Annotated in this window: 20 protein-coding genes and 1 pseudogene; 6 read left to right on the top strand and 15 right to left on the bottom strand. The window is 39.8% G+C overall.

The annotated features are described in order from the left end of the window. Window positions 1–25: 25 nt before the first annotated feature. The 6 genes from C1721_RS06285 to C1721_RS06260 form a co-directional block, all read right to left on the bottom strand. Window positions 26–1,654, bottom strand: coding sequence for a PCMD domain-containing protein (locus C1721_RS06285; protein WP_102407606.1), 1,629 nt, complete (start codon window positions 1,652–1,654; stop codon window positions 26–28). A 6-nt stretch (window positions 1,655–1,660) separates the two neighbouring features. Next, window positions 1,661–2,395 carry a hypothetical protein gene (locus C1721_RS06280; RefSeq protein WP_102407605.1) on the bottom strand — a complete coding sequence of 245 codons (735 nt, stop codon included), beginning with the start codon at window positions 2,393–2,395 and terminating at the stop codon, window positions 1,661–1,663. Between the two features lie 10 nt (window positions 2,396–2,405). Next, the gene (locus C1721_RS06275; RefSeq protein WP_102407604.1) at window positions 2,406–4,547 is read right to left on the bottom strand and encodes a DUF4493 domain-containing protein; all 2,142 of its coding nucleotides are present in this window, start codon (window positions 4,545–4,547) and stop codon (window positions 2,406–2,408) included. A 17-nt stretch (window positions 4,548–4,564) separates the two neighbouring features. Next, the gene (locus C1721_RS06270; protein WP_102407603.1) at window positions 4,565–5,839 is read right to left on the bottom strand and encodes a DUF4493 domain-containing protein; all 1,275 of its coding nucleotides are present in this window, start codon (window positions 5,837–5,839) and stop codon (window positions 4,565–4,567) included. Between the two features lie 82 nt (window positions 5,840–5,921). Beyond that, window positions 5,922–6,683, bottom strand: coding sequence for a DUF4493 domain-containing protein (locus tag C1721_RS06265; protein WP_102407602.1), 762 nt, complete (start codon window positions 6,681–6,683; stop codon window positions 5,922–5,924). A 24-nt stretch (window positions 6,684–6,707) separates the two neighbouring features. Then, window positions 6,708–7,535: a DUF4493 domain-containing protein gene (locus C1721_RS06260; RefSeq protein WP_102407601.1), complete on the bottom strand. Its 828-nt coding sequence runs from the start codon at window positions 7,533–7,535 to the stop codon at window positions 6,708–6,710. Between the two features lie 303 nt (window positions 7,536–7,838). Between C1721_RS06260 and C1721_RS06255 the strand changes: the two genes are divergently transcribed. Next, window positions 7,839–8,681 carry a helix-turn-helix domain-containing protein gene (locus C1721_RS06255; RefSeq protein WP_102407600.1) on the top strand — a complete coding sequence of 281 codons (843 nt, stop codon included), beginning with the start codon at window positions 7,839–7,841 and terminating at the stop codon, window positions 8,679–8,681. 247 nt (window positions 8,682–8,928) lie between these two features. Here C1721_RS06255 and C1721_RS06250 read toward each other — a convergent pair whose 3' ends face one another. The 9 genes and pseudogenes from C1721_RS06250 to C1721_RS16575 form a co-directional block, all read right to left on the bottom strand. Further along, window positions 8,929–10,467: a YifB family Mg chelatase-like AAA ATPase gene (locus tag C1721_RS06250; protein ID WP_102407599.1), complete on the bottom strand. Its 1,539-nt coding sequence runs from the start codon at window positions 10,465–10,467 to the stop codon at window positions 8,929–8,931. A 69-nt stretch (window positions 10,468–10,536) separates the two neighbouring features. Further along, window positions 10,537–11,640: a TlpA disulfide reductase family protein gene (locus tag C1721_RS06245; RefSeq protein WP_102407598.1), complete on the bottom strand. Its 1,104-nt coding sequence runs from the start codon at window positions 11,638–11,640 to the stop codon at window positions 10,537–10,539. Between the two features lie 186 nt (window positions 11,641–11,826). Then, window positions 11,827–13,434, bottom strand: a complete 1,608-nt coding sequence (gene pckA / locus C1721_RS06240; protein WP_102407597.1) for a phosphoenolpyruvate carboxykinase (ATP) — start codon at window positions 13,432–13,434, stop codon at window positions 11,827–11,829. Between the two features lie 251 nt (window positions 13,435–13,685). Then, window positions 13,686–14,702 carry a 2-oxoacid:ferredoxin oxidoreductase subunit beta gene (locus C1721_RS06235; RefSeq protein ID WP_102407596.1) on the bottom strand — a complete coding sequence of 339 codons (1,017 nt, stop codon included), beginning with the start codon at window positions 14,700–14,702 and terminating at the stop codon, window positions 13,686–13,688. Between the two features lie 3 nt (window positions 14,703–14,705). Continuing rightward, the gene (locus C1721_RS06230) at window positions 14,706–16,559 is read right to left on the bottom strand and encodes a 2-oxoacid:acceptor oxidoreductase subunit alpha (RefSeq protein WP_102407595.1); all 1,854 of its coding nucleotides are present in this window, start codon (window positions 16,557–16,559) and stop codon (window positions 14,706–14,708) included. A gap of 88 nt (window positions 16,560–16,647) precedes the next feature. After that, window positions 16,648–17,862, bottom strand: coding sequence for an alanine dehydrogenase (locus tag C1721_RS06225; RefSeq protein ID WP_102409275.1), 1,215 nt, complete (start codon window positions 17,860–17,862; stop codon window positions 16,648–16,650). 11 nt (window positions 17,863–17,873) lie between these two features. Then, the gene (locus tag C1721_RS06220; RefSeq protein WP_102407594.1) at window positions 17,874–18,395 is read right to left on the bottom strand and encodes a shikimate kinase; all 522 of its coding nucleotides are present in this window, start codon (window positions 18,393–18,395) and stop codon (window positions 17,874–17,876) included. A 121-nt stretch (window positions 18,396–18,516) separates the two neighbouring features. Continuing rightward, window positions 18,517–18,729, bottom strand: a complete 213-nt coding sequence (locus C1721_RS06215) for a hypothetical protein (RefSeq protein ID WP_102407593.1) — start codon at window positions 18,727–18,729, stop codon at window positions 18,517–18,519. Window positions 18,730–18,773: 44 nt separating this feature from the next. Further along, a pseudogene (locus tag C1721_RS16575) lies at window positions 18,774–18,897 on the bottom strand (PDDEXK nuclease domain-containing protein); the annotation flags it as partial. A 128-nt stretch (window positions 18,898–19,025) separates the two neighbouring features. Between C1721_RS16575 and C1721_RS06210 the strand changes: the two are divergent. The 5 genes from C1721_RS06210 (at window position 19,026) to C1721_RS06195 (ending at window position 26,543) form a co-directional block, all read left to right on the top strand. Further along, window positions 19,026–20,333 carry an acetylxylan esterase gene (locus C1721_RS06210; RefSeq protein WP_102407592.1) on the top strand — a complete coding sequence of 436 codons (1,308 nt, stop codon included), beginning with the start codon at window positions 19,026–19,028 and terminating at the stop codon, window positions 20,331–20,333. A 188-nt stretch (window positions 20,334–20,521) separates the two neighbouring features. Further along, window positions 20,522–21,454, top strand: a complete 933-nt coding sequence (locus tag C1721_RS06205; protein ID WP_102409274.1) for a FecR family protein — start codon at window positions 20,522–20,524, stop codon at window positions 21,452–21,454. Next, window positions 21,451–21,564, top strand: a complete 114-nt coding sequence (locus C1721_RS16525) for a tape measure protein (protein ID WP_420872729.1) — start codon at window positions 21,451–21,453, stop codon at window positions 21,562–21,564. Before C1721_RS06205 ends, C1721_RS16525 begins: the two co-directional genes overlap by 4 nt. A 111-nt stretch (window positions 21,565–21,675) precedes the next feature. Further along, window positions 21,676–24,918, top strand: a complete 3,243-nt coding sequence (locus tag C1721_RS06200) for a TonB-dependent receptor (RefSeq protein WP_102409272.1) — start codon at window positions 21,676–21,678, stop codon at window positions 24,916–24,918. A 17-nt stretch (window positions 24,919–24,935) separates the two neighbouring features. Further along, window positions 24,936–26,543, top strand: a complete 1,608-nt coding sequence (locus C1721_RS06195) for a RagB/SusD family nutrient uptake outer membrane protein (RefSeq protein WP_102407591.1) — start codon at window positions 24,936–24,938, stop codon at window positions 26,541–26,543. The last annotated feature ends 2 nt before the right edge of the window (window positions 26,544–26,545 follow it).

Here is a 26,545-nt window from a genome sequence, read left to right as displayed (position 1 = left end):
TTTCTTCCAGCATAGATTACAATAATTATTCAAACACCAATTCAAACTCATCCAGCCACAAGGCGCTGCTTGTGCTTCCCGTAAAGTAATCCCCATACTTACTGGCCGAAGCTACAATAAGTATATAAGTTGGTTTCGTAAAATAATCCCGGTATTTCAGGTTTATCTTAAATGTACTATAATCAGTGGAGGTTGCATTTGTTTTAAATTCACCAAAAGCAATCATCGACTCATTATTCCATGATAAATCCACAAACAACGACTTTTGAGTATTTACCCGGAACGGCTGTGTCCAGTCAAATAATGCGATATAAATATGACAGGAGTCTTTTTGTCCCATCATATCCGCGTATGGTTCTTTTGCATAATCGATGATACCCGGACGATAATTATAGTACCCCCTCAATCCGGAAGGACGACCGGTGTAAGGACGGCCAAAGTCCAGTTCTGCTCCGGGATTTTTTAAATCAACCACCGCTTTAAGAAACTGGCCCGTATATATATTACCTGCGGCAAATGCAACCATTGCATATTCTGAATGCAAATAAGCAGCCGAGCCTTTTACCACATTTCGTTTTTCTTCTTCCGTAGGTGTTTTATTCGCACTCTTTGCTCCTCCATTTCCGGAATCCCAAAAGTAATTAGCCTCCAAATCCAGATTCGGATAATAGGTTCCGTTCGTATTAATCCAATTATCGAAGCCTAAGTTCGGAACAAGTTCCATTTTTTCAGTGGTAAACTCTTCAACGCTTTTATCACTTCCGTCTACTGTTAATACATACTCATAGGTAGTTTCGGGCTGCAAATGAGTTATTATCGCCTGAAATGAACCATCCTCTACGGTCAAATCGCTGGAAAGCATGTATTCCCAATCCTGATCACCTTTTACCCGGTATTTCACATCTACAATGCCTGTTTTTGTATAACCTTCAATATAAACCCTTCTGGCCCATGGTGAAATAGTAGTTGTTTCCATATCTGCAGGAGGGTATTTTACACTAACCGTCCATTGGTCTGTCTCACCAAAGAGGGAAACCAGAAAAACACGGGGACGCGTAAAGTCGGTTACCAATGCAGGATCGGGAACGGTTTCTGCAATAGAACTTCCCAATTGCAAATCCAGAATCTCTATATTGCGGAATGAGGGTTGTTCTTCTTCATCCACATAAATAATCACATTTTTCGTATTTTCATCAACCAACGCCTGTCCCACCTGGTTCTTCACTCTTATCTTACGGTCTATCGCATGAGATACATTTACCTTCCATTCATAATCCTGATATAAACGAAGCAGGAAAGATACCGGCTTTCTGAAATCCATATAAGTATTAGCCGACGCCGGTAAATAGTTGATAGAAGAGAAACTTGTATCAGGGAAGTTTACAAAATCTTTACAGGCTTTTTCATCCGGGATAATTGTTGTATTATCCGTTACAACAAGTTTTTCTATTTGCAGATTTTTCAAATCGAGAGTATCGGCCACTTTAATCGTTACCGTATTTGTTTCGTCATTAATCTTTATAGATTGAGTGCCTTCTATAGCAATCTCCATTATTTCCGCTTTAATAGTAGGCAACGGATAATCATTCTTGATACATCCGGTAAAGATCAAAAAGACAGACAAACAGATATATAAAGCTTTATTCCCTCTCATTTTATATTAAAGATAAAAAACAATACCCAAATCTATCGACAATAAATTAATCTTGAAGTTAGCAGAACTGGACGAGCGCGAACCTTTATATACCTGATCTCGCGTTTGATCATACCAGTTAAAATTCAAACCTGCCACGTTAATAGACGCTTCAACAGCCGTAAAGTCATTCACAAAACAAGTTATACCCGGTGCCACACCTATATTCAGGTTATGTTTCAACTGATGCACTCCACTTAAGTCCACCCCCGTTCCTGAAGAACCGTTACTTTGCGAATAGCCGTAACTAACCCGTGCTTCATTAAACAGGCCAAAACGTTTACTATCCCCTAAATTCAGATAAGTACGTAAAAACGCAGCCGCCGAATAAGTATTTGATACATTATTATAATCCTCTATTTCAATATTCAGATCATCCCCTAATGAAAGACTTATATTATCCAGCTTCGTATATGAACGTGAAAAAGCCAAACGTCCTCCTATACTGATATTATCCCGGATAAAGTAGCTCACTATCGGAGTTACTTTAAAAGTATAGCCCTCACTATTTATATCTTTCAATAAAGACATGAACTCAAAGTTATCATCAACATGTTCCGAATATGAAAAAGTTGCACCAACCATCCATTGTCCTTTCGGAATAAAAGTCTTCATCACAATTCCACGGTCGTATTTTGACTCTTTTGCCATTCCCGTCACAGGAAATATACATACCAAAAGAGATAATAATATTCTTTTCATCTACATTATATTATTCGTTAGAAAAGCATTTAGGGTCGTAATCGTATAATAATTCAAATTCATCAAGCTTCAGATTACTTTTTGTACCTCCTTTAAAATAATCACCATATTTAGAAGCTGAACATATGATCGCTAAATAATAAGAGGTATTATAATCAGGATAAAAATAATTCAATGTCAATTCAAATTGTGTATAATCTTTAGTCTCCACACATTGACTGGATGGCAATTCCGCATAAGCTATGACATTTTCTTTGAACCAGTCAGTTTCTAAGTCAAAGAATGTACTTTGATCATTAGAGTTAATTGTAAAAGTATTTTTCAGTAACACAATAAAAACCGAACAAGTATCCATTCCTTGTACATTTATTTTTCTTCCACTTGGAGTTGTTATCTCACCTGAATAATCAATATTTCCCGGACTATATTTATACCACCCTTTCAATTTAGTAGGTCTTGCAGAAAACAATCGGCCGACCTTTATATAACCGGTAGTCCCACTTAAATTAAAATCACCTGTAAATAAATTACCTGCTGCAAATTTAACCGTTGCAAATTGTGATTGGAGTGATGCAGCCTTTATAGAGTTAACATTTCCTACAACATCATCAGTTGGTGAAAGTAAATTACCTGCAAAACTATTATTACCAGAACTCCAAAAAGAGTTAGCAGGATTATTACCATTCCACTCATCAAACTTACCTCCGGGCAATTCTACCGCTCCTTCTGTTTTAAAGGAGACCAAATCTCCCTCGCTATCTGTTCCGGCAACGGCCCTGTATTCATAGGTTTGTCCAGGAATTAACGAAGTTACAAGCGCAGAAAAAGTTCCATCCGCATCTACTTGTGTAGCTTCAATAGTTTTAAACTCTATATCACCTTGCTTCCTAAACTCAAAAGCATGCCCAGATGCCTCCTGTGATTCACCACATAAGAAAGCAAATGTAGAAAACGCATTAGGTTTATTTGTCAAAATAGACACATTCGGACGAGCCTCATATACAAACTTTATCTCCGTTTCCTGATGCAATGAGTCCATTGCATAAACTGTGAAGGTATGAAGCTTCTTTGATTGCAGATATGCGATATCCTGCAAGAATGTTCCAGCCAAGGCATCAAAATTCAATGTAATATCTTTCATATCCTGACCACCCGGCAACAAAGGGAAACCAAGTACACCCAGTTTGTTTTTCGTCGTTTCATCCGGCTTGGTTAAATCAAACAAATCCAAACCAACAGCAGCAAACAAATCGGACTCGGCTTTCACTGTCAGCGTTTCTATTCCCACCTGAGAAACAATCTGCAAAGATGAAGAAGGCAAATTATCGCCTACTTTTATCGAAAGCATATTTTCTTTGAAAGTATCGGACAGTTTGATAACAGGCACTTTCTGCCCTTCCATATCACTTTCATCAATCACCACCTCACATTCCACTACTTTAGCTTCATCATCTACAGTTATATTAAAGTCACTTCCTCCTTCCGGACTTCCGGGTTTATCTCCCATCTTATACTTAATCGTATAATGGTAACGAGGCTTGATATCTGTAAATACTTGTCGGAATGTATATGCTTTGCCATCATTATTAGTCAGTGCCAAACTGGCTGTTAACTTCTCGGGTGTAAAATATCCGGCCCGGTATTCGTCACGTGTATAAAGTAAAGAACCGCTATTGTTACTAACTGTTGTTTCATAATTTACAAAGTTTTCCTTTACACCGTCTGTATAGACTACTGTTACTTTCGCATTTGCAATTTTACAGATAACAGTAGCACTGGTTATTTCTCCAGCCTTCACCTCCACTGTTTCTTCCCCTGCATAAAAAGGTTTCTCCCAACCGGCATCCTTCGATTGATTGGATACTACAGACACCGTATAAGTCCCGACAGGCAGTACCAATTTTTCATTCTGCACTTCCTTCACATAGTCATTATACGATTTAATTGTATCTCCGCTTGCCGCTATAACATCCACACGTAAACTCTCATTAACGACAGCACTCTGGGCTTTCGTTAATACAGTTTCGTCCTGATTTACATTCAAACAAAGAGTTCCACTGGGAGCCAGCCCACTCTTATCGTCATTACAAGATACGAACATAAAAAGCAGAACGCAGCAACATGCATATATATATTGTATTAACCTTTGCATAACTCAATCCTTTTTAGTTATTTCATCGTTACAGTAAGCGTTTGCGATGCCGTATTTCCGGCCTCATCTTTAACAGATATCTTAAACAGATAATTACCTGGTTGATCCAGAAGAGCAATCATTGGCATAAATGCCGATATATCAAATAGCGTCTCAATTCCTCCCTTTTCAGGAATAGCCAATTGTAAGCTTGTCAATATGGAAGCCTGTTCACCGGAAAGATTACACATGTCGAATGTAGCTCCAAGCCCTAGTTCCTCCAGCAACGGCTCTAATACTGCAGAAGTAATCGCCACTTCTAAGGAAGCAAGCTTCTTCGGAGTCTTTATATTAATCTTTACCATAACATCCGAATTACCCGCTGATATTTCCACCGGCTTGGTGAAAGAAAAACCTTCTGCAGTAATTGCCGGCAAATCTTTATCTCCCGAAGGATTCTCCGGCTCTTCTCCACCGGCATCCACAAAGTTGGAAGGTATCTCAATTACATAGTCTTTTTCTATCAAAGAGACATCCACTTTAATCGTAGGGGCTTTTATCGGTTGCTCCGGTTTATCATCATCTCCCGGATCTTCCGGTTCATCAGGATCTTCTCCGCCGGGATTATCATCTCCGCCGGGGATATCATTCACAATACCCAGATCAACTAAAATATTATTATGGTCTTTCACTTCCTGCATACCCGATAGATTGATATTATAAACCTTATCATTTTTTCCGCTACGGGTAGTGGCATAAATACAGAATTGCAATACACCTGTATTTCTAAGATAAGCGGCTCTTGTTTCGTCTCTGAATGTAGTCAAAGCCCCGTTTCCATTATCTACCACAATCGAATAATCATCTTCAAAGCTACTTCTAAATTCATCCGAGCACCTAAATATAATTTTCTTATTACTCAACACACAATCGGTAATTACCTTAGCAACCTCCTGAGGGGTAATCTCGCATTCGTTCGATCCGGAGTAAAAAGGAGAATCAAAGGCGGCATCCAGGTCCTCGCCTAATGTAGCCCTTACAGAGTATCGGCCTACAGGCAGAAGCAGTCCGCCTTCATTCTTTAAGTCGGCATAGCTTCTATAAGACTTATAAACTTGTCCGAGACTGTCTAATATCTCTATGGCAAAATCATTTACATCAATCACAACAACATCCGAGCCGGAAACGCCTCCTTTAGAGTCCGGAATACTCGCTTCTTTTTGAGGCTTCAGTTCCAAATCAAGTAAACCTGCGTCTCCCTTTATCTTATTGTCTGTCGGTTTATCTACTTGTCCAAGTATATCTTTCTTCATTTCACAGGAAGAAAGAACAGAAACCAAAACAAAAAAGACTAAAAACAATCTATTAGCAAAAGCGTTCATTCCCTCTTAATTATTAAAGTTTACATGAAGACATTTTCAACTCACTCTTACCTGCATCCAAAGTAATAATATAGTATTCTCCTATCTGAGGAGCATTCTCACCGTTCTTAAAATACCACGTACGTTCCGGGTAGGTCTGTCCCCCCATTTTCACTACAACTTTCACAATCAAACGAGTACAACCATCTAGAAAATATCCCGTCTTCATCTCCTTTTTATCAAAAGTCCAGGTTGCCAATTCATTTGAAACCGTAACCGTATAGTCATAATTTTCGGGTTGTGCAGCAAGCAATTCTTTGAACCGGTCGGAAAGACGAAGCTCCACGCCCAGACTTTTAAAGAAACACTTAACGGAAGTGTTCAATACTTCGCCTTCCTCTATTTCGAAATCGGTAGAACCATCAAAGTAAGGTTTCTCCGAAACTTTTTCCGAAGGAGTAAATGATGATGCCTTTACCGTATATTCGCCAACAGGCAATACCAGCGGAGAACCGGCATCAATCAAGGCCGCAAACGATTCAAAACTTTTCACACTCGTTTCGCTTCCTTTCTTATAAATAGAAACAGGGAACGTCTCCGGTTGCAAATCAAATGCAATATCGCCCGAACGTGTATATATAACAGGTATATCAATTTCTTTTTCTGTTGACGGCTCTTTCAGGTTAAGCCCTCCCGTTCCTTCGGCAAAACCGCCTTTCAGGTTATCCGAATCACCGCATCCGGTAATACCTAAACCTGCCATAAGAAATAATATAGAATAAATTATATACTTCATCTTATAAATATCTTAATATCATTTTTAATTCTTCGGAAGCATAAAATCAGGAATTTCAGGCCAGTAGGTTTTCTCTTCCAGTTTATCATCCAACAAAACATCCAGGCCTATTCCGTTCGTACTACCATCCGTTTTAAAGATCAAACGCACATTCTGACGCCGTTCTATAAGGATGGTAGAAGGTACAGTATATGTCTTTTCTTTCTCCTCACCCACCTTTTTCACGCGAATTGAGATTGACAGCTCTGTTCCTTCCTTGTCAATCTGCAGATAAGCAGGACGCTGCTCGCCTTTCACTATTTCCAGGTTATTTGTTGTAAAAGAAGTCTTAAGAAGAGTAGCATAATCCGAATACATCTTTTTAAAATCCTCCGTATAGTCTGCCATAATGCGGGCATTTCCCAAAGTACAGGTTATATCTATCGGAGTATTCATATCCGCTTTAATGATAAAGTCTGCATTACCTTCAAAATAAGGATTCTCAAAAGCAGCAGGGAGATTATTGCCTTTATATGCAACCAATGTATAAGCCCCTTCTTTCAATTTTATCTCGGAAGGCATCTCATCGAAACGGTCAAAGGAACTCACCGTATCTTTATCTTGTACGATACGGATTTTATAATCGCCGGTAGTAAGGAACGGAAGAAATTCATCATCTACGGATACAGACCGGGTGGAACTGGTCACGCCTTTCTTTAAAGACGTAGTATCTGCAGATAAACTTATACGTAAACGACCGGACCCTCCATTCTCATTCAGGCGATCCGAATCACAAGAAAAAAGTCCTGCACTTATAGCTCCAAAACACAACAATGTCTTTGCCAAGCCACGTGTTAGTTTTCTCTTTTTCATTATGTTAGTGTATCTTTACTTATTCAGCCTTAAATAAAAACAAATGCAGTTGTTTGCGGAAAATACCCTTTTTGCCTAATTAAACCGGTGCAAAGTAAATATAACTCCATCATCCTCACAAGGTCTATTTATTCGATTATGTGTTCTTTTTTTTAGATATCAAATAAAAAAGACACAACATTAACAGTTTGTTTTCTTACATATAACATATACACAAGCTACAACCGTGTCCTATTTATCAGATATCGCACTTATTTATATAAAATCATTTTATCTTTGTAACGTACATAAAAATAGAGAAAAATGGAGAATGATATCCCTAAAATAGACCTCCCTCAAGACTGGATTATAGGTACGAATATTACCAAAGAGCTACTAGGGCTCTATACAGACTTTCCCTGCCGGTTGAAAGCCGGAATATTTGTATTGTGCATGGAAGGAGAAATAGAGGTTTCTTTTAATCTGATTCGTTTTCAGGTAAAGCCATACAGTTTCATTACAATCCTGCCGGGATCTATTTTTCAGATACATAAAATAGAAGGAAACCTGCAAATATACTTTATGGGATTCTCTTCCAACTTTATTAACGACTCCAATGTTGTAAAATCGGCAATGGATGTACTTTACGTTGTAAAAGAAACGCCCGTTGTATTCCTGAAAAAGAACGCGGCCGAATTGATGGAAGATTATTTCACTTTATTGATTAAGACTTATGAACTCTATGGCTCTAATATGGGAAAAGAAATGTTGAATCATCTTCTTTCCGGAATATTACTGGGAATAGGTGCCATGTATAAAAACAAGGTATTTAATAAAGTAAGCTTATCTAAGGCCGAACAGATAAGTAAAAAATTCGGACAATTAGTTACGCAGAATTATACCACACAACGTTCCGTTGTGTGGTATGCCAAAAAGCTTGGCATAACTCCGGCTCATCTTAGCACAATTGTTAAACAGGTAACCGGCAAAACTTGTATCGAGATTATCTCTCTTATGGTAATTATGGATGCGAAAACACAACTCAAGTCCACTAATTTATCTATTCATGACATTGCTTACTCCCTGAACTTTACAAACATGTCTTTCTTCGGAAAGTATTTCAAACGGTATGTCGGCATGGGACCGCAAGAGTATAGAAACAGTTAACCACTCCTTCATAAACGCTCAATGCCGGCACGTTTTAAAGCAATACAGCTTACCTATTAGCCGAAAAGCCCGCTTATTTTAATAGACCGACAGCTGTCGGTCCATAAGCCGACCTTTGTCAAACTATAGGCCGACAGGTGTCGGCCTAATAAAAAGAGCGGTATCTTGAGCTAAAATAAGTAGACAAAAACAGTAAGTAAAAGTAACAAAAGAGGTAGAAAGAAGCGGATTTACAGACAACCTCTCCCTACATTCCCCAATTTTCCCTGTCTAAGTTACGGTAATGAATAGCTTCTGCCAAATGGGAAGATTCAATATCAGGCGAGCCTTCCAGGTCGGCTATCGTACGGGAGACCTTTAGAATACGGTCGTAGGCACGGGCTGAAAGATGAAGGCGCTGCATGGCATTTTTCAATAACAATAATCCGGCATTATCGGGAACAGCATATTCATGGAGCAATTTTGTACTCATTTGCGCATTACAAAAGATGTTTTCATAACCGGCATAACGCTGTTCCTGAATTGCGCGAGCCTTCACTACACGCTCGCGGACAGAAGCGCTTGCCTCAGAAGGACGTTGTTCGGAGATTTTCTCAAACGGGACGGGTACAATCTCTATTTGTATATCGATACGGTCTAATAGTGGGCCGGAAATGCGGTTCATATATTTTTGTACCGCTCCAGGAGTGCACAAGCAAGGGCGTTCCGGATGGTTATAGTAACCGCACGGACATGGATTCATTGAAGCTATTAACATGAAACTAGCCGGATAGTCTACCGTAAACCGGGCTCTTGATATACTGATTTTCCTATCTTCAAGCGGCTGGCGCATCACTTCCAATACACTCCGGTTGAACTCGGGTAATTCGTCGAGGAAAAGAACTCCGTTTTGAGCCAGGCTAATTTCCCCCGGTTGCGGAAAAGTGCCTCCGCCTACCATTGCCACAGTAGAGATAGTATGATGAGGCGAACGAAAGGGACGTTGCACCATAAGAGATGTTCCTCCTCCTATTTTTCCGGCTACCGAATGAATCTTAGTTGTCTCCAAAGATTCTCTCAATGTAAAGGGCGGAAGAATAGACGGCAGGCGTTTTGCCAACATAGACTTGCCGCTGCCCGGAGGTCCTACCATAATCAGGTTATGTCCTCCTGCCGCAGCTACTTCCAACGCCCGCTTTACATTTTCCTGTCCACGTACATCCGAAAAGTCATAGTCAAATAATTCACGGTTGTCATAAAACTCTTTACGGGTATCCACCAGCGTAGGTTGCATGGTTTGTTTGCCGTTCATAAACTCTATGACTTCTTTGATATTAGTAGCGCCGTAAACGTCCAAATCATTTACTACAGCTGCCTCCCGCACGTTTTCTTTTGGTAAAATAAAGCCTTTAAAACCGGCCTCCCGCGCTTTGATAGCAATGGATAGAGCGCCTTTAATTGGCTGCAAACTTCCATCCAGCGAGAGTTCACCCATCAGCATAAACTTATCTAATAATGAAATATCCAATTCTTCGGCGGCTGCCATTATTCCAATCGCCAAAGGCAAATCGTAGGCAGAACCTTCCTTACGGATATCTGCCGGAGCCATATTAATAACAATGCGGTTACGGGGAAACTTATAGCCGCTTACCTGTAGAGCCGATATAATTCGCTCATGGCTTTCGCGCACAGCAACATCCGGCAAGCCTACTAAATAGAACTGGATTCCTTTGGTACAATTTACTTCGATAGTAACTACAGTGGCAGAGATACCCTGCAATGCGGCAGCATAAGATTTTACTAACATAGTTAAGATTTTTATTAAAAACAGAAATAGCAGAATTTCTCTGCTATTTACTTACTATTATTTATTTGCTTATTCATCATCCATCAGATTCTCCAATGTTTGTTTTATCTCGCCGCCGTTATCAGTTTTAAGAAGTATTTTCCCATTTTCATCAATAAGAAAACAACGCGGCAATGCATTTACATTATATAAATCGATCAGCATGGTAGCCTGACCGGCTGAATCGGTAACTAAATTCCACTGGATACTGTCCTTTTTCAATACATCACGGACATTTTTCTGGTTATCGTCCAGACTTATCAATAATATATCAAGTTTATCTTTCGGATACTTGGTTGCCACTTTATCCAAATACAAATCCTCTGTTTGACACATATCGCACCAGGGAGCTGTAAATGTAAGCAACACATATTTTTGAGGAAAAGAATCGAGGCTTACCGAATTGCCATAAATATTCTTTACGGTAAAGCCCGGAGCTTCGGCTCCTAATGCCGTACGTTTAGCACGCGCACTATACTGTTCAAGTTCGTGTATAAGGTAAAAACTTTTTATTTTCGGATCTAATAAGGCCAACAATTCATCCATCTTCCTCGTGTCCTCAGCATCAGTAAAGAATAGTTGTATCAAGACAATCGATGCTTCTTCATCCGGATTTTCCTTTATATAGGACATTGCGTACTCCGACAATTGTAAGTTTACGTTGGCAAAACGAGATGCAATATCGGCCTCTTCTATAGCATTACTGTATTTCTTTTCATTCAGCATCCGGTTTAAATCCGTAAACTCTTTTAACAAAGGCGTTATCCCTTTCCGCATAGCGGATAGTTTGTTATTGATGCGCCCTCCCTTTACTTCTAATAATAAAGGATAGTTGGCGTCACCGGTTATAGTTATCTTACTTTCTGATTGAAGATATGCGGTAATCCAGCGTGTTTTATTTTCAAAGAAAATGGTTACACAATTAAATCCGTCTTTTGGCTGCTTTATTTCAAAGTGGCCGGGTTTATCACATACAACCGTATCCACCACCTTATAATCATCTCTTTCAAAAACGGCAAAAACAGTCTGGTCTTCCAGATTGGTCAGTTTCCCTTCAATCTGGTAAGTATTGCTATCGCCGCATGATGACAAGAGCAACAATATCCCGATAAAACATATTAACTTCTTTATCATTATACTGTCTTTTCCCTTTTAATAAAAGATAATTTGGGGTAAAGGTAGTGATATTTTTTAAAACTACTTCACATTATATAATAAAATTAACCTATACATAATAAAAAAAGCGTAGAGATAATCTCTACGCTTTTTAAAACAAATATTTTTAATTGTTGGCAGTGCTTGCCAACAATTTTTAATCTATTATAACTTCGGACCGGCAGCAACCAACTTCTTGCCTGCTTCGTTACCAGTGAACTTAGTAAAGTTCTTGATGAAACGACCAGCCAGATCTTTCGCTTTTTCATCCCATTGAGCAGCATTAGCATAGGTGTCGCGAGGATCAAGAATCTTCGGATCAACACCCGGAAGAGCTGTAGGAACAACGAAGTCGAAGTAAGGAATAACCTTAGTAGGAGCTTTGTCGATAGAACCGTCAAGGATAGCATCAATGATACCTCTTGTATCTTTAATAGAGATACGTTTGCCGGAACCATTCCAACCAGTGTTAACCAAATAAGCCTTAGCACCGGTCTTTTGCATCTTCTTAACCAATTCTTCAGCATATTTTGTAGGGTGCAATGACAAGAAAGCAGCACCGAAGCAAGCTGAGAATGTAGGAGTAGGTTCAGTGATACCACGTTCTGTACCAGCCAACTTAGCTGTAAAACCAGACAGGAAGTAGTATTGAGCCTGTTCCGGGTTCAGGATAGATACCGGAGGCAATACGCCGAATGCGTCAGCAGACAGGAAGATAACCTGTTGTGCGTGCGGACCTTTAGAAACCGGCTTAACGATGTTTTCGATGTGATAGATCGGATAAGAAACACGCGTGTTTTCTGTTACGCTCTTATCAGCGAAGTCGATCTTACCGTCAGCAGCTACAGTAACGTTTTCAAGCAAAGCGTCACGTTTGATAGCAGCGTAAATATCCGGTTCGCTTTCTTTATCCAGGTTGATAACCTTAGCGTAGCAACCACCTTCGTAGTTGAATACACCTTCGTCATCCCATCCGTGTTCGTCGTCACCGATCAACTTACGTTTCGGGTCTGTAGACAAAGTAGTCTTACCTGTACCAGACAAACCGAAGAAGATAGCAGAGCTAGTTCCTTCCATGTTTGTGTTAGCAGAGCAGTGCATTGAAGCGATACCACGTAGCGGGTTCATGTAGTTCATGATAGAGAACATACCTTTCTTCATTTCACCACCGTACCAAGTATTCAGGATAACTTGTTCTTTAGTCTTCAAGTTGAAAACAGTAGCAGTTTCAGAGTTCAAGCCCAATTCTTTGTAGTTGTCAACTTTTGCCTTAGAAGCGTTGAAACATACGAAATCAGGTTCTCCGTAGTTAGCCAATTCTTCAGCAGTCGGGCGGATGAACATGTTAGTTACGAAATGTGCCTGCCATGCTACTTCCATGATAAAACGTACTTTCATACGAGTTGCTTCGTTAGCGCCGCAGAAAGTATCAACAACGAACAAACGTTTGCCAGACAATTCTTTTACAGCTTTAGCTTTCAGATCAGCCCAAGCTTCTTCACTACAAGGCTTGTTATCGTTTTTATATTCTTCAGAAGTCCACCATACTGACTTTTCACTAGCTTCATTCTTTACGAAAAATTTATCTTTAGGTGAACGACCTGTATAAACACCAGTCATCACGTTTACAGCACCCAGTTCGGTTACCTGACCTTTTTCAAAGCCTTCCAAACCCGGTTTTGTTTCTTCTGCGAACAGAACATCATAAGACGGATTGTGAACGATTTCCTTTACGTCCTTAATTCCGTACTTGCTTAAATCTAAATTAGCCATCTTGAATTAATTTTAATTGATTGACTTTATATAACTTTTATCTCACGCTGTGTGTAAATACGGTTAATGTATTACTGTAGTTCCAACCTTATTGTTTGCCTCACCTTGTTAACCGCGGTACAAAAGTAATACATTTTTTCATAGGCAAAACTCTATTAAGGAAATTTTTCAGTAATAATTACTATTTTCTATCCATTTAACAATAGGCGCATTCCTTTTGCTCAGTGGACTTTACAATTTGCCTCATTCTGCTATTTAATTTCCCACACCTCGCCACTCATAAGAAGGTCGTGCAGCTTACGTGTCGGATTTTTTGCCTGAACTTCTTCTATCTGCTGATGAACGGCCTTATCGTATGTCGGAGCGTCCACATCACGAATGACGCCTAGTGCAACAGGCATATCGCCTCCCATCATGGCCAGCATCATATGCAAAGTATTATCTTTCTCATGAGCATCATGTACTAATACATTATCTATCGTATAACCGTCTTCACCAATTGTTACCGCTTTTAATTTCAATCCATCCAGAACAATCCCTTTCTGGTTGTCCTTACCAAACAGCATCTTTTCTCCATGACGAAGGAAAATTGTACGTTCAGCACGATATTCTTTATCCACAATGCCTTTATGGATACCATCATTGAAAATAACGCAGTTCACAAGCACTTCCGTAACAGAAGTTCCTTTATGACGGGCAGAGGCTGCCAAAATCTCCGTTGTATTTTTCAAATCGACATCAATAGCACGGGCAAAGAAATTACCACGAGCACCTAATGCAAGTTCAGCAGGGATGAACGGGTCTTCTACCGTTCCGTAAGGAGAGCTTTTAGACACAAAACCTCTATCCGAAGTCGGAGAATACTGACCTTTCGTGAGACCATAAATTTTATTATTGAATAATACGATATTCAGGTCTACATTACGGCGTACCGCATGAATAAAATGATTACCGCCAATCGCCAGACAGTCTCCATCTCCGGTAATTAACCATACATTCAAATCCGGACGCGCAGTTTTTACACCTGTTGCAATTGCCGCACCACGACCATGGATAGTGTGGAAACCATAGGTGTTCATATAATAAGGTAAACGGGAAGAACACCCGATACCGGAAATAACAGCCATATCATGAGGAGCTACACCGATTTCGGCCATCGCTTTATGCAGACAATTCAATACGGCATGGTCTCCACAGCCCGGACACCAACGGACATATTGATCGCTTTTATAATCTTTCGGTTGATATTTTAATTCTTCTGTTGCCATCTTTTAAGCCTCCATTATTTTAGTAAATTCCTCAACTAACCTTGATACTACAAAAGGCTGCCCCTTCACACGATTAAACTTGCATGGATTGAAGCCGGATATTTTACTGCGTAAATAATTTGCAAACTGTCCGTTGTTCTGTTCTGCTACAACAACCTTTTTATATTTAGAAAGAACCTCAGCCGTATTCTTCGGCAGCGGGCTTATAAATTTAAAGTGAGCTAACGCAACCTTCTTTCCATGGTCCTGCATAGTCTCCATCGCTTCATATAAATGACCATAAGTTCCACCCCATCCCACGATCAACAAATCAGCATCTTTATCACCAACGATCTCCAATTCAGGAATATAATCTGCAATTTTATCAATCTTAGCCTGACGGGTAGTTACCATTTTCTGGTGGTTAACCGGGTCTGTAGATATTGCACTGGTTTCATAATCTTTTTCCAATCCGCCTAAACGGTGCGTAAATCCTTCCGTTCCGGGAACAGCCCAATAACGGACCAGACTTTCTTTATCGCGACGATAAGCTTTCCATACTTTTTCGTCCTTGTAATTTGATACATAATTAGGCTGAATAGCAGGATATTTATCTAAATCCGGCAACTTCCAGGCAGAAGAGCCATTGGCAATAAAAGCATCTGTCAACAAAATAACCGGAGTCATATGCTCAACGGCCAATTTACTTGCCCAATATGCGGCATCGAAACAATCACCCGGAGTAGAAGCAGCAACAACAACCAACGGGCTTTCGCCGTTTCTACCATACAGAGCTTGCATCAAATCTGTTTGTTCACTCTTGGTAGGCATTCCGGTAGAAGGGCCTCCACGTTGTACGTCAATAATCACCAAAGGCAATTCGGCTATTACGGCCAAACCGATAGCTTCACTTTTCAATGCCAAACCCGGACCTGAGGTGGATGTTGCGGCAAGACAGCCGGCAAAACTGGCGCCAATAGCAGTACTGATACCAGCTATTTCATCTTCGGCCTGTACAGTAATAACGCCTAAGTCTTTACGTTTAGACAATTCATGCAAAATATCCGTAGCCGGAGTAATGGGGTAACTTCCTAAGAATAATTGCAGCCCTGCTTTTTCTGCTGCCGCAATCAAACCATACGAAGTAGCCTTATTTCCATTTACATCCGTATAAAAACCGGGTTCTGCTTTCTTGCTTTCAATACGATAAGTAGAAACGGAAGCATGTATATTATGACCATAATTATATCCGTCCGTAAGTGCTTTAATATTTGCTTTAGCAATCGTTGGCTTCTTAGCGAACTTATTCTGCAGCATGTGCATGGCTTCTTCAAGAGGACGTTCAAACAACCAGCACACAAGTCCGAGAGCAAACATATTTTTACAACGTAACGCAGACTTATTATCGAGGCCAAATTCAACCAATCCGTCTTTTACCATAGTAGAAATAGGAGCAGCAACAACCTGTACACTATTCAATCCCAGTTCCGCAAACGGATCATCTGTTGTAAACAATGCTTTATCCAAATCATTCTTTTGGAATGAATCCGTATCAATTATAACAATCGCATTCGGTTTAAGGTGTTTTACATTTACTTTCAATGCTGCCGGGTTCATCGCTACCAATACGTCGGCTTTATCACCCGGTGTAAAAATCTTACGCGACCCCAAATGCACCTGGAATCCTGATACACCACTTAGTGTTCCCTGAGGAGCACGTACTTCTGCCGGATAGTCAGGAAACGTTGATATTTCATTTCCGAAAATAGCCGACAAATTTGAAAAGATTGTTCCGGTCAACTGCATTCCGTCTCCTGAATCACCAGAGAAACGGACTACAACCTTCTCCAAAGTTGTAACTTTTGTCTGTTCTGCCATAATATTCTATATTAGCTTTATCGCTTTTAATTTAAGACCTCAACTGCAAAGTAAAGCATAAACTTTACGAGTTCAAAACTTTTATTACCTAAAACGCCGACAGATATAAATCCAAACTATTGGACGATAAATTAAAATGATTGGAAACATAACTGTTAACCAGTTTGCCACAATACATATATACCCCCGAACGAAAACCATAATCCGCCTTTATCAGTCCTTGAATAGAACCTGTATCGCCATAAGAAAGAAGCAACGGTACAAGTATGTTACTAAAAGCCATGGAAGTAGTCCTTGCCACACGGTTACTTATATTAAGTTTACAATAATGTAATACGCCATATTGCTCAAATACCGTCGGATCATTCTCCGGGGATAAGCAACAAGTCGTTTCAAAACAACCTCCCTGGTTAATACGGAGATCTATAACCAACGCTCCTTTTTTCATGGTGCGGATCAGTTCCTCCGCTATCACATAACGATGGCGTGTATTTATATAACGCATGGCACCTATTACCACATCAGCACTTTGAAACGCATTACGCAATACATTGGGATGGAATGTCGACGTAAAAAGCCCTTGTCCCAAGACCTGCTGTATGGTTCGAAGTTTATTAATATCATCATCAAACACTTTAACGGAAGCCCCTAAAGCCAAAGCAGCCCGGGCTGCAACCGTACCGGCATTCCCGGCTCCCACAATCACAACTTCTGTTGGCGACACACCTGGAATACCTCCCAATAAAATGCCTTTACCTCCTTGTGTATTACTTAATAACTCGGAAGCGATGGTAATAGAAGCAGCCCCCTCAATCTCCGAAATAATACTTAGTATAGGATATCGCCTGTATTCATCCTCAATCAATTCATAGGCTATCGCATTTATACGCTTCGCCATCATAAGCTCAATGGTTTCCAAAGCAAACGCATTGAATTGAACCATCGACAAAATGGTAGTACGAGACCGCATTAATGCCACTTCTGCTGCAAGAGGCGGTAATATTTTTAATATAATATCTGCTTGAAAGACTTCTGCCGGTGTAGCAACAATTTCTGCTCCGGCTTCTGAAAAATGGCTGTCGGAATAATTAATACCTAAACCGGCTCCGCTTTCTACTAACACGCGGTGTCCGCAATCCGTAAGCATATCCACCGCCTCAGGTGTCAGCGCCAAACGTCTTTCATCTTGATTACGTTCACGTGGAATGCCTATCAACAAACGATTGCCGATTTTACTTATTTCTTTCAATAACTCCTGAGGGATATAAGCACATTGGGTCTCTTTACCGCCAGTTGTTTCCATAAACATACATATTATAATACCTTTTCTAATGCTGCTACTATCGCCTCCACATCTGCATCCGTCAACATAACTTCCGCATCAAAGATAACCGAAGCTTTTTCATAACACGGATTCCTCTTCTCCAAACTATCCGCTACAAAAGCTTTCAGTTCATCTCCTGAGCGACCTTTCAGAACCGGACGTGTATGCTTGCAAAGTTCGAGACGTTTCACCAGTTCTTCTACAGATGCCTGTAAATAAACAGTAGTTCCACATCCATTCATGAACTCCATGTTGTCAAAAAAACAGGGAGCGCCACCACCGGTAGAAACCAGAACATCTTCAAACAAAGCGACCTCATGAAGCATCCTGCGTTCTATGTCCCGGAATGATTCTTCCCCTTTCTCCGCAAAAAGTTGTCCTACAGTTTTATGATAGCGACCTTCTATATAACAATCCAAGTCTATAAACGAGAGTCCTAATCGCTTGGACAAAACCTTCCCTATTGTAGTTTTACCCGCTCCCATATAGCCTATAAGGAAAATACGTTTCATTCTGTATCCTATAGTTTAACCGCAAATGTAAGTATTTAATCGCCACAGGCAATACGGGAAAGGAAATTTTCTTATTGAATTTCTATCAGTTACCTTTTAGTAATATCAGAAACCTATTCTCCTAATTGATCCGAATAGCATCCATCGGATTTTCCGTAGCAGTTTTCCAACTCTGCCAACTAACAGTTACCACAGTAATGGCAACAACGAATAGTCCACTAACAAGGAATACCCACCAATGAAGCGGTGTCTGCAAAGAGAAATTCTCCAGCCACTTGCCCATTACCAGCAAATAATTCAAAAACGAAGAAACTCTTTTAGCTATGAATTTCAATGTGCAAAAGTATAAAAACTGCCCAAAAAGAGACAGTTTTTGTTTTACAATAACTTTTTTAGTTCCTCAATGCCAAGCAAAACATTACAAAGTTGTTCCGGCATATCTTTGGAGGCACGGTAGGTAGCGTCCCATCGGCTTATTATAATCACAAACTGCAAACTCTATATCTGAATTTTTAGTGGACACTAATGAGACATTTTATGAAGAATTGATATTTTGGCAAAATGACATTTTCAGTTTTTTTCTGTAAGTTTGCAACATTGCTTTATTAATAATATTATTACATCAATATCATGAGAAAAACACTAATTGAGAAAAAGGTGTATGTCAAACATGCACTACTCTTGTTTATTTTAATGGCCTGTTCAATCACAGCAACACAGGCACAAAAAGAAATTACAGTAATGGTTTCGCCCGATAAAACGGACTGGGTTTATTCCGAAAACCAATCTTGTACATTTACGGTCCGTGTTATCAAAGCTCAGAATGAACTTAAAGACGTAACTGTTGATTACGAATTAGGCCCCATTGAATTTCCAGATGTAAAAAAGACAAATCAGCCGCTTAAAAACGGCAAGTTGGAGATAAAAGGCAAAATGTCCACTCCCGGATTCCTCCGTTGTAAAGTTACCACTAACATAGAAGGCAGAACATACACCGGGCTTGCTACAGTAGCCTATTCACCGGAAAAAATAAAGCCTGTTACAGATATGCCCGGCGATTTTAAAGAATATTGGGAAACGACACTTGCCAACGCCCGCCAGACAGAGCTTAAACCCACTATGGTTCTGTTGCCCGAACGTTGTACTGATAAAGTAAATGTATATCACGTCAGTTTTCAAAATGTAAGACCCGGTTCCCGTACGTATGGTATCCTTTGCGTACCCAAAAAAGAAGGTAAATATCCCGCTTTACTACGTGTGCCCGGAGCAGGTATACGTCCTTACAATGGAGATGTTTATACAGCTGAAAGAGGAGCGATCACTCTTGAAATCGGCATCCACGGCATTCCGGTAACCCAAACACAGGCTTATTATAACAATTTGTCTAACGGAGCTTTGTGGCATTATTGGGAAATTAATAACACAGACCGTGATGCCTTTTATTATAACCGGGTAATAGTAGGATGTCTACGTGCGGTCGATTTTCTTTGTGGCCTGGAACAATATGACGGCAAAACGATAGGTGTAGCAGGATCAAGCCAGGGAGGTGCTTTAAGTGTAATTACGGCAGCGCTGGATAAACGGATAAAATTTTATGCGCCATTGATGCCCGGCTTGTGTGATCATTTAGCTTATATTCATAAAAGAGCCGGAGGCTGGCCTCATTATTTCAGCAAGCCGGAAGAAGTCAAAGAAGCTATAAAATATGTCTGCCGTTATTATGATGTAGTCAACTTCGCCCAATATCTCACTGTTCCCGGTTGGTTTAGCTGGGGATACAACGACGAAACTTGCCCTCCTACATCAATGCAGGCAGCATACAATGTAATATCATCACCCAAAGAACTACATGTTTATTTAGAATGTGGACATTTTTGGTATGATGAGCTGGCTGACGAATGGAGCAAATGGATTTGTAAACAATTGGGCGTAAATTAAAGCAACCGGATAAACTAACAAACCGAATATATCCTCCCGGTCTTTTTTCAGAATCATCTCGATGATTTTATAAAAAGATCGGGATGTTTTTTATAAATCATCGGGATGTTTTAAAAATAATTCCCTTTTTCACTAGGGATATTTCCCGGAGCATCGTTATCTATTCAAATAGTACCAAACAGAAAAACATGGAAGACCTTTTATTACGGTATATTAAAGGAGAAACTACTGAGGAGGAAAGAAAATCCGTCATGCTATGGATTGAACAGTCCCCTGATAATATGCGCCAATACAGGGCGATGCGTAAACTATACGACATATCCCTGTGGAATATACCGGAAGGAAAAGATACATCAAAGAATATTACCCGTAAGATTAATTTTCGACGGGTAGGAATAGAGGTTCTAAAAATCGCCTCGGTTTTAGCTATTTGCATCCTTTTATCCAAAGAGTTTTTCAGCAAGGAAGAAATAGAGACAGAAATGCAATCCATCTATGTTCCCGCCGGCCAGCGTGCGGAACTTACCCTTACCGACGGTACGAAAGTTTGGCTAAACTCCCGCTCTACATTCCGGTTTCCAAACCATTTTACAGCCAATGCCAGAAATGTAGAACTGGATGGCGAAGGTTATTTTACCGTACAACACAATGAAAAAGCTCCGTTTACGGTGCAGACTGAAAAATATGCCATACACGTTTTAGGAACAGAATTCAATGTAAAATCCTACAATAAAAGTAATGTATTTGAGACAGCCCTAATAAAGGGTTGTGTAGAAATAACCTCTCCTTCCATGAATAAGAATCTCCGGTTAAATCCGAATGAAGTAGCCTTGCTTTCCAATGGATTACTCTCAAAAAAAGCTATTTCGGATTATAACTACTTTAAATGGAAAGACGGATTGTTCTGTTTTGAAAAAGAAACAATTGAAAATCTAATCAAAAAGATGCAACTATACTATGACGTTACAATAAAAGTTGAACGTCCCGCTCTTTTACAATATCGTTATTCCGGCAAATTCAGGATAAAAGACGGCATTGAACATGTACTGAAAGTGTTACAGCTAAAACATAAATTTACCTATGAAAAAGATGAAAATACAAATATAATTACTATTAAATAGACCAATTTCTGTTAATCTTAAAAATTACTCAAGCCTATGCACAAGGAAACGTAACAATGCAAAAAATACGGGGGATGTTCACACACGCCCCGTATTACGTCAACACCTAAAATCGTATTAATTACTAGTGTCAACAATGTTAGAAGAACAAATGTATGAAAAAAAATTGGGGAAAGGGGACTTTATACCCTGAAAAATCAATCCACAAAACAGTAAGGAAAATGAAGTTAGCTTTAATCTCGCTATTTGTGTTTACTACAGGAGTATTCGCGTCGGTTCACTCGCAGACCATACGGGTAAATATCCAAGCTCATAATGTAGCAACTCACACCGTATTGGATGAGATAGAGAAACAAACCGATTACTTATTTATCTACAACAGCAATGAAGTAGATTTGAATCGCAAAACCTCAGTAGAGGCATCTAACAGCCCGGTAGCAGAAGTCCTATCGGATATTTTTAATAAAACAGATGTTATCTATGCTATGGAAGGAAATAACATTATGTTAATGCGCCGTACGGCAGCTGCTGTTACACAACAAACCAACCGGAAGATAACCGGAACAGTGACCGATAATACCGGAGAAAGTATCATTGGTGCAAACGTTGTGATAAAAGGAACTACCAACGGAACAGTGACCGATTTAGATGGTAATTTTATGATAGAAGCACCTGCTTCGGGAGGTATCCTGCAAATATCTTATATCGGCTTTCTGACACAAGAAGTAGCTATAGGCAACCAAAACAATTACAAAATTCAACTGAAAAGCGATAATCAGGTACTTGACGAAGTTGTAGTAGTAGGTTACGGTACACAAAAGAAAGGCGAATTGACCTCTTCTATTACCAGTGTAAAAAGCGAATCATTCATTAAAGGAGCCGTTCAGGATGCCGCCCAGTTACTGCAAGGAAAAGTAGCAGGTTTAGGTGTTATATTACCGAATGGTGATCCTACGGCCACTACCCAGATCATGCTCCGTGGTGTAGGAACTTTATTGTCCGGTTCTGCTCCATTGGTTATTATAGATGGTGTTCCGGGAGATCTGACCACCGTTGCTACCGAAGATATAGAAAGCATCGACGTAGTAAAAGACGGTTCGGCCGCAGCTATTTACGGAACGCGTGGTAATAATGGAGTTATATTTATTACCACAAAAAAAGCAAAAGGCGAAATGCCTTTATCTGTAGATGTCCAGGCTTATGTAACAACACAACAGATAAAGAAAAAATTGAATATGATGGATGCCAGTGAGTATCGGGAATTAGTGGCAAAAGGTATCGTGGGCGCTACTGATTACGGTTACGATACGAATTGGTTGGACGAAGTTTTACGGACTCCGGTTTCATGGGTGACCAATGCTAGTCTGAAAGGAGGAACGCAAAATACGAATTACATAGCAAATATTAATTATAAATCATCACAGGGTATTGTCCGCGAATCGGATAACGAAGTACTGACTTCCCGTTTGGAAGTAAATCATTCCATGTGGGACGGACTTTTGAAATTCAACTTAAACATCATGGGACGCGAACAAAAATACCGGATGTTAAGCGAACGCGACAATACAAATGATGGTTCTTATAAATCCAGTTTTAAAGGAGAAATATACAGGAATGCTCTTATCAATAACCCTACCGAACGTCCTAAAGACGAGAATGGTAATTGGATAGAGCATACGGAAATAAACCAATATTCCAATCCGCTTGCATTGATTTACGAAAGTAGTGGAGAAGACAGAAGCACACAACTCCGTACATTCGGAACAGTTACATTAACTCCTATCCGTCAGGTTTATATAAGGGCATTAGGTTCACGTACATCCTACAATGAAAACCAGGGATACGCAGAGACAAAAAAACATATATCAACCGTACGCGACAGTAAAAACGGATATGCTTCAAAGAAAACAATCAGTTCTCTGGATAATATGCTCGAAATTACCTCTCAATACAAAGAGCAATTCGGCAAGCACGATGTAACGGCATTACTCGGTTATTCATATCAAAACAGTACATACGAACGTGCTGCCATGTCAAACTGGGATTTTCCTTCCGATCAATATACATATAACAACATGGGAGCAGGTGCCGCTTTAAAACGTGGAGAAGCAACCCAGCTTACCCAAAAGGAAGAAAACAGCCTGATTGGTTTCTTCGCCCGTGCAAACTACAATTTTGACAACAAATATTTGTTGTCTGCCAGTATTCGTCACGAAGGATCAACAAAGTTTGGAGCAGATCATAAATGGGGAAACTTCCCCGCCTTCTCTGCTGGATGGAATATATTCAATGAATCGTTTATGGAAAGTACCCGGAATATACTTAGCACATTAAAAGTACGTGCCGGTTTCGGAGTAACAGGTACTGTTCCTTTCTCTCCTTATGAATCATTAAGCCGTCTTGGTACAGGAGACAATTTCTATACCGGAGACGGATGGATTCCTACTATAAAATCAGAATCCAACTCCAATCCCGACCTAAGATGGGAACGAAAAGAAGAATGGAACCTCGGATTTGACTTTGGTTTCCTTGAAAACCGAATCTCCGGTAGCATTGATCTTTATCAGCGCAAAACAAAAGATATGCTTTGGAGATACCAGGTAGCTAAACCTCCATATTTATACGATGATGTACTTGCAAACGCCGGTAGTATGGAAAATAAAGGTTTGGAAATAAGTTTGAATTTTATTCCCGTACAAACAAAAGAATTTGTATGGAACACATCGGTTAACTATTCAACAAACAAAAATAAACTTTTATCATTGTCTAACGACCGCTTCCAGTTAAAAGCAGGTTTTATCGACGCCGGAAATACGGATGAACCTATCCAGCAAAGCACCCATCGTCTGCAAGTAGGTGGTAAAGTAGGCGATTTCTACGGCTATAAAGTAATAGATATTGATGATGACGGCCGTTGGGTAATTGAAGATAAAGACGGAAATCCCAAACCAATCCTACAGCAACAGCCGGATGATAAAAAGGTAATTGGAAATGGTTTGCCAAAGCATTTCCTGAGTTGGACAAATAGTTTTAACTATAAAGGATTTAACTTAGCAATCAATATGCGTGGTGCATTTGGCTTTGATATATTGAATATGCCTCGTTTGTATTACGATAATCCTATATTCTTAGCCCGTGGTAACTTGCTGAACACAGCGTATGAACCTAAAATAAACGGCAAAGTTTTGAGTAATAAACAAGAGCTGCAATATGTTAGCTATTATGTAGAAAAAGGCGATTATTGGAAAATAGATAATATCACTTTAGGTTATACTTTCAACTTGAAAGATGCTTATCTAAAGAAAGTAAACGTATATTTCACAGGTAACAACTTATTCACAATAACCGGATATAGCGGATTAGACCCGGAAGTCAATATCAGCGGCTTAAATCCGGGTTGCGATACCCGCGAACGTTATCCGTCTACACGTACGTTCTCACTTGGAACAATTCTTACATTCTAAATTAAAACAGAGAAATTATGAACAAGATAAGTTTATATTTGATACTATTCGGTGCAACAGCCACAATGCTTACTTCCTGCACCGATCTAGATGAAAAAGTATATTCATCGATAACCGAAAACACCTATGTCTATGCTCCCGGAGACGCAACAAGGTCTGTTGGTGCTATATATGCCAACCTGAGAGGAATGTACACTCCCGGCAACAGGACACAGGAAATTTCTTCAGACGAAATCGTTATGCCGGCCAATATGGTTGGAGGTTGGGATGACGGTGGCGTATATCGCCGCATGCACCTTCATCAATGGAACTCTGAACAAACATTGGTTTTAGATTTATGGAAAAACCAGTACTCCGGTGTTATTCTGGCGAATCAAACACTTAGTTTGCTTGACGGTGTAATCCCTTTCGCTGCAAATGAAAGCGAGAAACGTTTGAAAGCTGAAACGCGGGCATTGAGAGCATACCATTATTGGATCATTATGGACAACTGGGATAATGCTCCTTTAATCACAGAACCAACAAATGAGTTACCTGAAAATTCGACCAGACAACAAATGTTTGATTTTGTCGTATCGGAACTGAATGCAATAATTAACGATTTGCCTACCGAAAAAACAGAGGATACATACGGTCGTTTTACGCAATGGGCAGCACATGCATTACTTGCAAACGTCTATCTGAATGCCGGAGTTTATACAGGAACGCCCATGTGGGATAAATGTATAGAAGAATGTAATGCCGTTATAAATTCGGGCAAGTATCAATTGGATAACGATTACAGAACACCGTTCTGCGAACATAATGAAGTTTCATTGGAGAATATTCTGGTAATTCCTTATGATGCCGTTTATGGCAAAGGATTCAATTATTTCTCAGATGCATTGCATAAAGCGAACAAAGATACCTATAACCTGGAAACAACCCCAGCCGGTACCGGTTCTTACAAAGGAATACCCCAATTCATCGACACTTATGATCCCGATGATGCCCGTCTGAATGCTACCTGGTTATCCGGACCTCAATATAAAGCAGACGGAGAACCTTGTCAAGGCTTTACCGATCTTTCAAATAAAGATTTAGTATTTACAAATGTAATGCCCGACGGCATACAAGTTGGAGAAGGAGAAGGATTGAGATGGCTTAAATATGAAATCGTTATGGGAACACGTGCCAATTTGAACAATGATTTCGTTATTTTCCGGTTAGCTCAAATTTATATGATGAAAGCAGAATGTTTACTCCGGACAAACAAAGCGGATGAAGCTGCTCAATTGGTTTCTCTCGTTCGCGAAAGAGCATTTAAAGATCATCCTGAAAAAGCGAAAGTAACCGGCGCTCAATTACAAGGACCGTCATCTTATGTATATGGAAATGTATCTAAATACATACTTACTCCGCAAAACGTCCGTCTTCCGGAACAATTCGGTCGTTTCTACGATGAATTGGGTTGGGAATTCGCCGGAGAGTTAATGAGACGAAGAGATATGATACGCTTCGGGACATATACAAAAGCAAAATGGCTATCTCACGAATCAAGCAATGATTTCAGGACCGTGTTCCCTATTCCGCAAAGAGCACTTGATTCAAACAATAATTTGAAGCAGAATCCAAATTATGAATAACA

This window comes from Parabacteroides bouchesdurhonensis (assembly GCF_900186615.1).
GTDB lineage: Bacteria > Bacteroidota > Bacteroidia > Bacteroidales > Tannerellaceae > Parabacteroides > Parabacteroides bouchesdurhonensis.
This window is presented reverse-complemented; position numbering and strand designations above follow the sequence as displayed.

What these genes read in the sequence shown, in the direction of transcription:
- C1721_RS06285 (WP_102407606.1), bottom strand. Translation starts at nt 1,654, where the DNA reads ATGAGAGGGAATAAAGCTTTATATATCTGTTTGTCTGTCTTTTTGATC.
- C1721_RS06280 (WP_102407605.1), bottom strand. Translation starts at nt 2,395, where the DNA reads ATGAAAAGAATATTATTATCTCTTTTGGTATGTATATTTCCTGTGACG.
- C1721_RS06275 (WP_102407604.1), bottom strand. Translation starts at nt 4,547, where the DNA reads ATGCAAAGGTTAATACAATATATATATGCATGTTGCTGCGTTCTGCTT.
- C1721_RS06270 (WP_102407603.1), bottom strand. Translation starts at nt 5,839, where the DNA reads ATGAAGAAAGATATACTTGGACAAGTAGATAAACCGACAGACAATAAG.
- C1721_RS06265 (WP_102407602.1), bottom strand. Translation starts at nt 6,683, where the DNA reads ATGAAGTATATAATTTATTCTATATTATTTCTTATGGCAGGTTTAGGT.
- C1721_RS06260 (WP_102407601.1), bottom strand. Translation starts at nt 7,535, where the DNA reads ATGAAAAAGAGAAAACTAACACGTGGCTTGGCAAAGACATTGTTGTGT.
- C1721_RS06255 (WP_102407600.1), top strand. Translation starts at nt 7,839, where the DNA reads ATGGAGAATGATATCCCTAAAATAGACCTCCCTCAAGACTGGATTATA.
- C1721_RS06250 (WP_102407599.1), bottom strand. Translation starts at nt 10,467, where the DNA reads ATGTTAGTAAAATCTTATGCTGCCGCATTGCAGGGTATCTCTGCCACT.
- C1721_RS06245 (WP_102407598.1), bottom strand. Translation starts at nt 11,640, where the DNA reads ATGATAAAGAAGTTAATATGTTTTATCGGGATATTGTTGCTCTTGTCA.
- pckA (WP_102407597.1), bottom strand. Translation starts at nt 13,434, where the DNA reads ATGGCTAATTTAGATTTAAGCAAGTACGGAATTAAGGACGTAAAGGAA.
- C1721_RS06235 (WP_102407596.1), bottom strand. Translation starts at nt 14,702, where the DNA reads ATGGCAACAGAAGAATTAAAATATCAACCGAAAGATTATAAAAGCGAT.
- C1721_RS06230 (WP_102407595.1), bottom strand. Translation starts at nt 16,559, where the DNA reads ATGGCAGAACAGACAAAAGTTACAACTTTGGAGAAGGTTGTAGTCCGT.
- C1721_RS06225 (WP_102409275.1), bottom strand. Translation starts at nt 17,862, where the DNA reads ATGGAAACAACTGGCGGTAAAGAGACCCAATGTGCTTATATCCCTCAG.
- C1721_RS06220 (WP_102407594.1), bottom strand. Translation starts at nt 18,395, where the DNA reads ATGAAACGTATTTTCCTTATAGGCTATATGGGAGCGGGTAAAACTACA.
- C1721_RS06210 (WP_102407592.1), top strand. Translation starts at nt 19,026, where the DNA reads ATGAGAAAAACACTAATTGAGAAAAAGGTGTATGTCAAACATGCACTA.
- C1721_RS06205 (WP_102409274.1), top strand. Translation starts at nt 20,522, where the DNA reads ATGGAAGACCTTTTATTACGGTATATTAAAGGAGAAACTACTGAGGAG.
- C1721_RS06200 (WP_102409272.1), top strand. Translation starts at nt 21,676, where the DNA reads ATGAAGTTAGCTTTAATCTCGCTATTTGTGTTTACTACAGGAGTATTC.
- C1721_RS06195 (WP_102407591.1), top strand. Translation starts at nt 24,936, where the DNA reads ATGAACAAGATAAGTTTATATTTGATACTATTCGGTGCAACAGCCACA.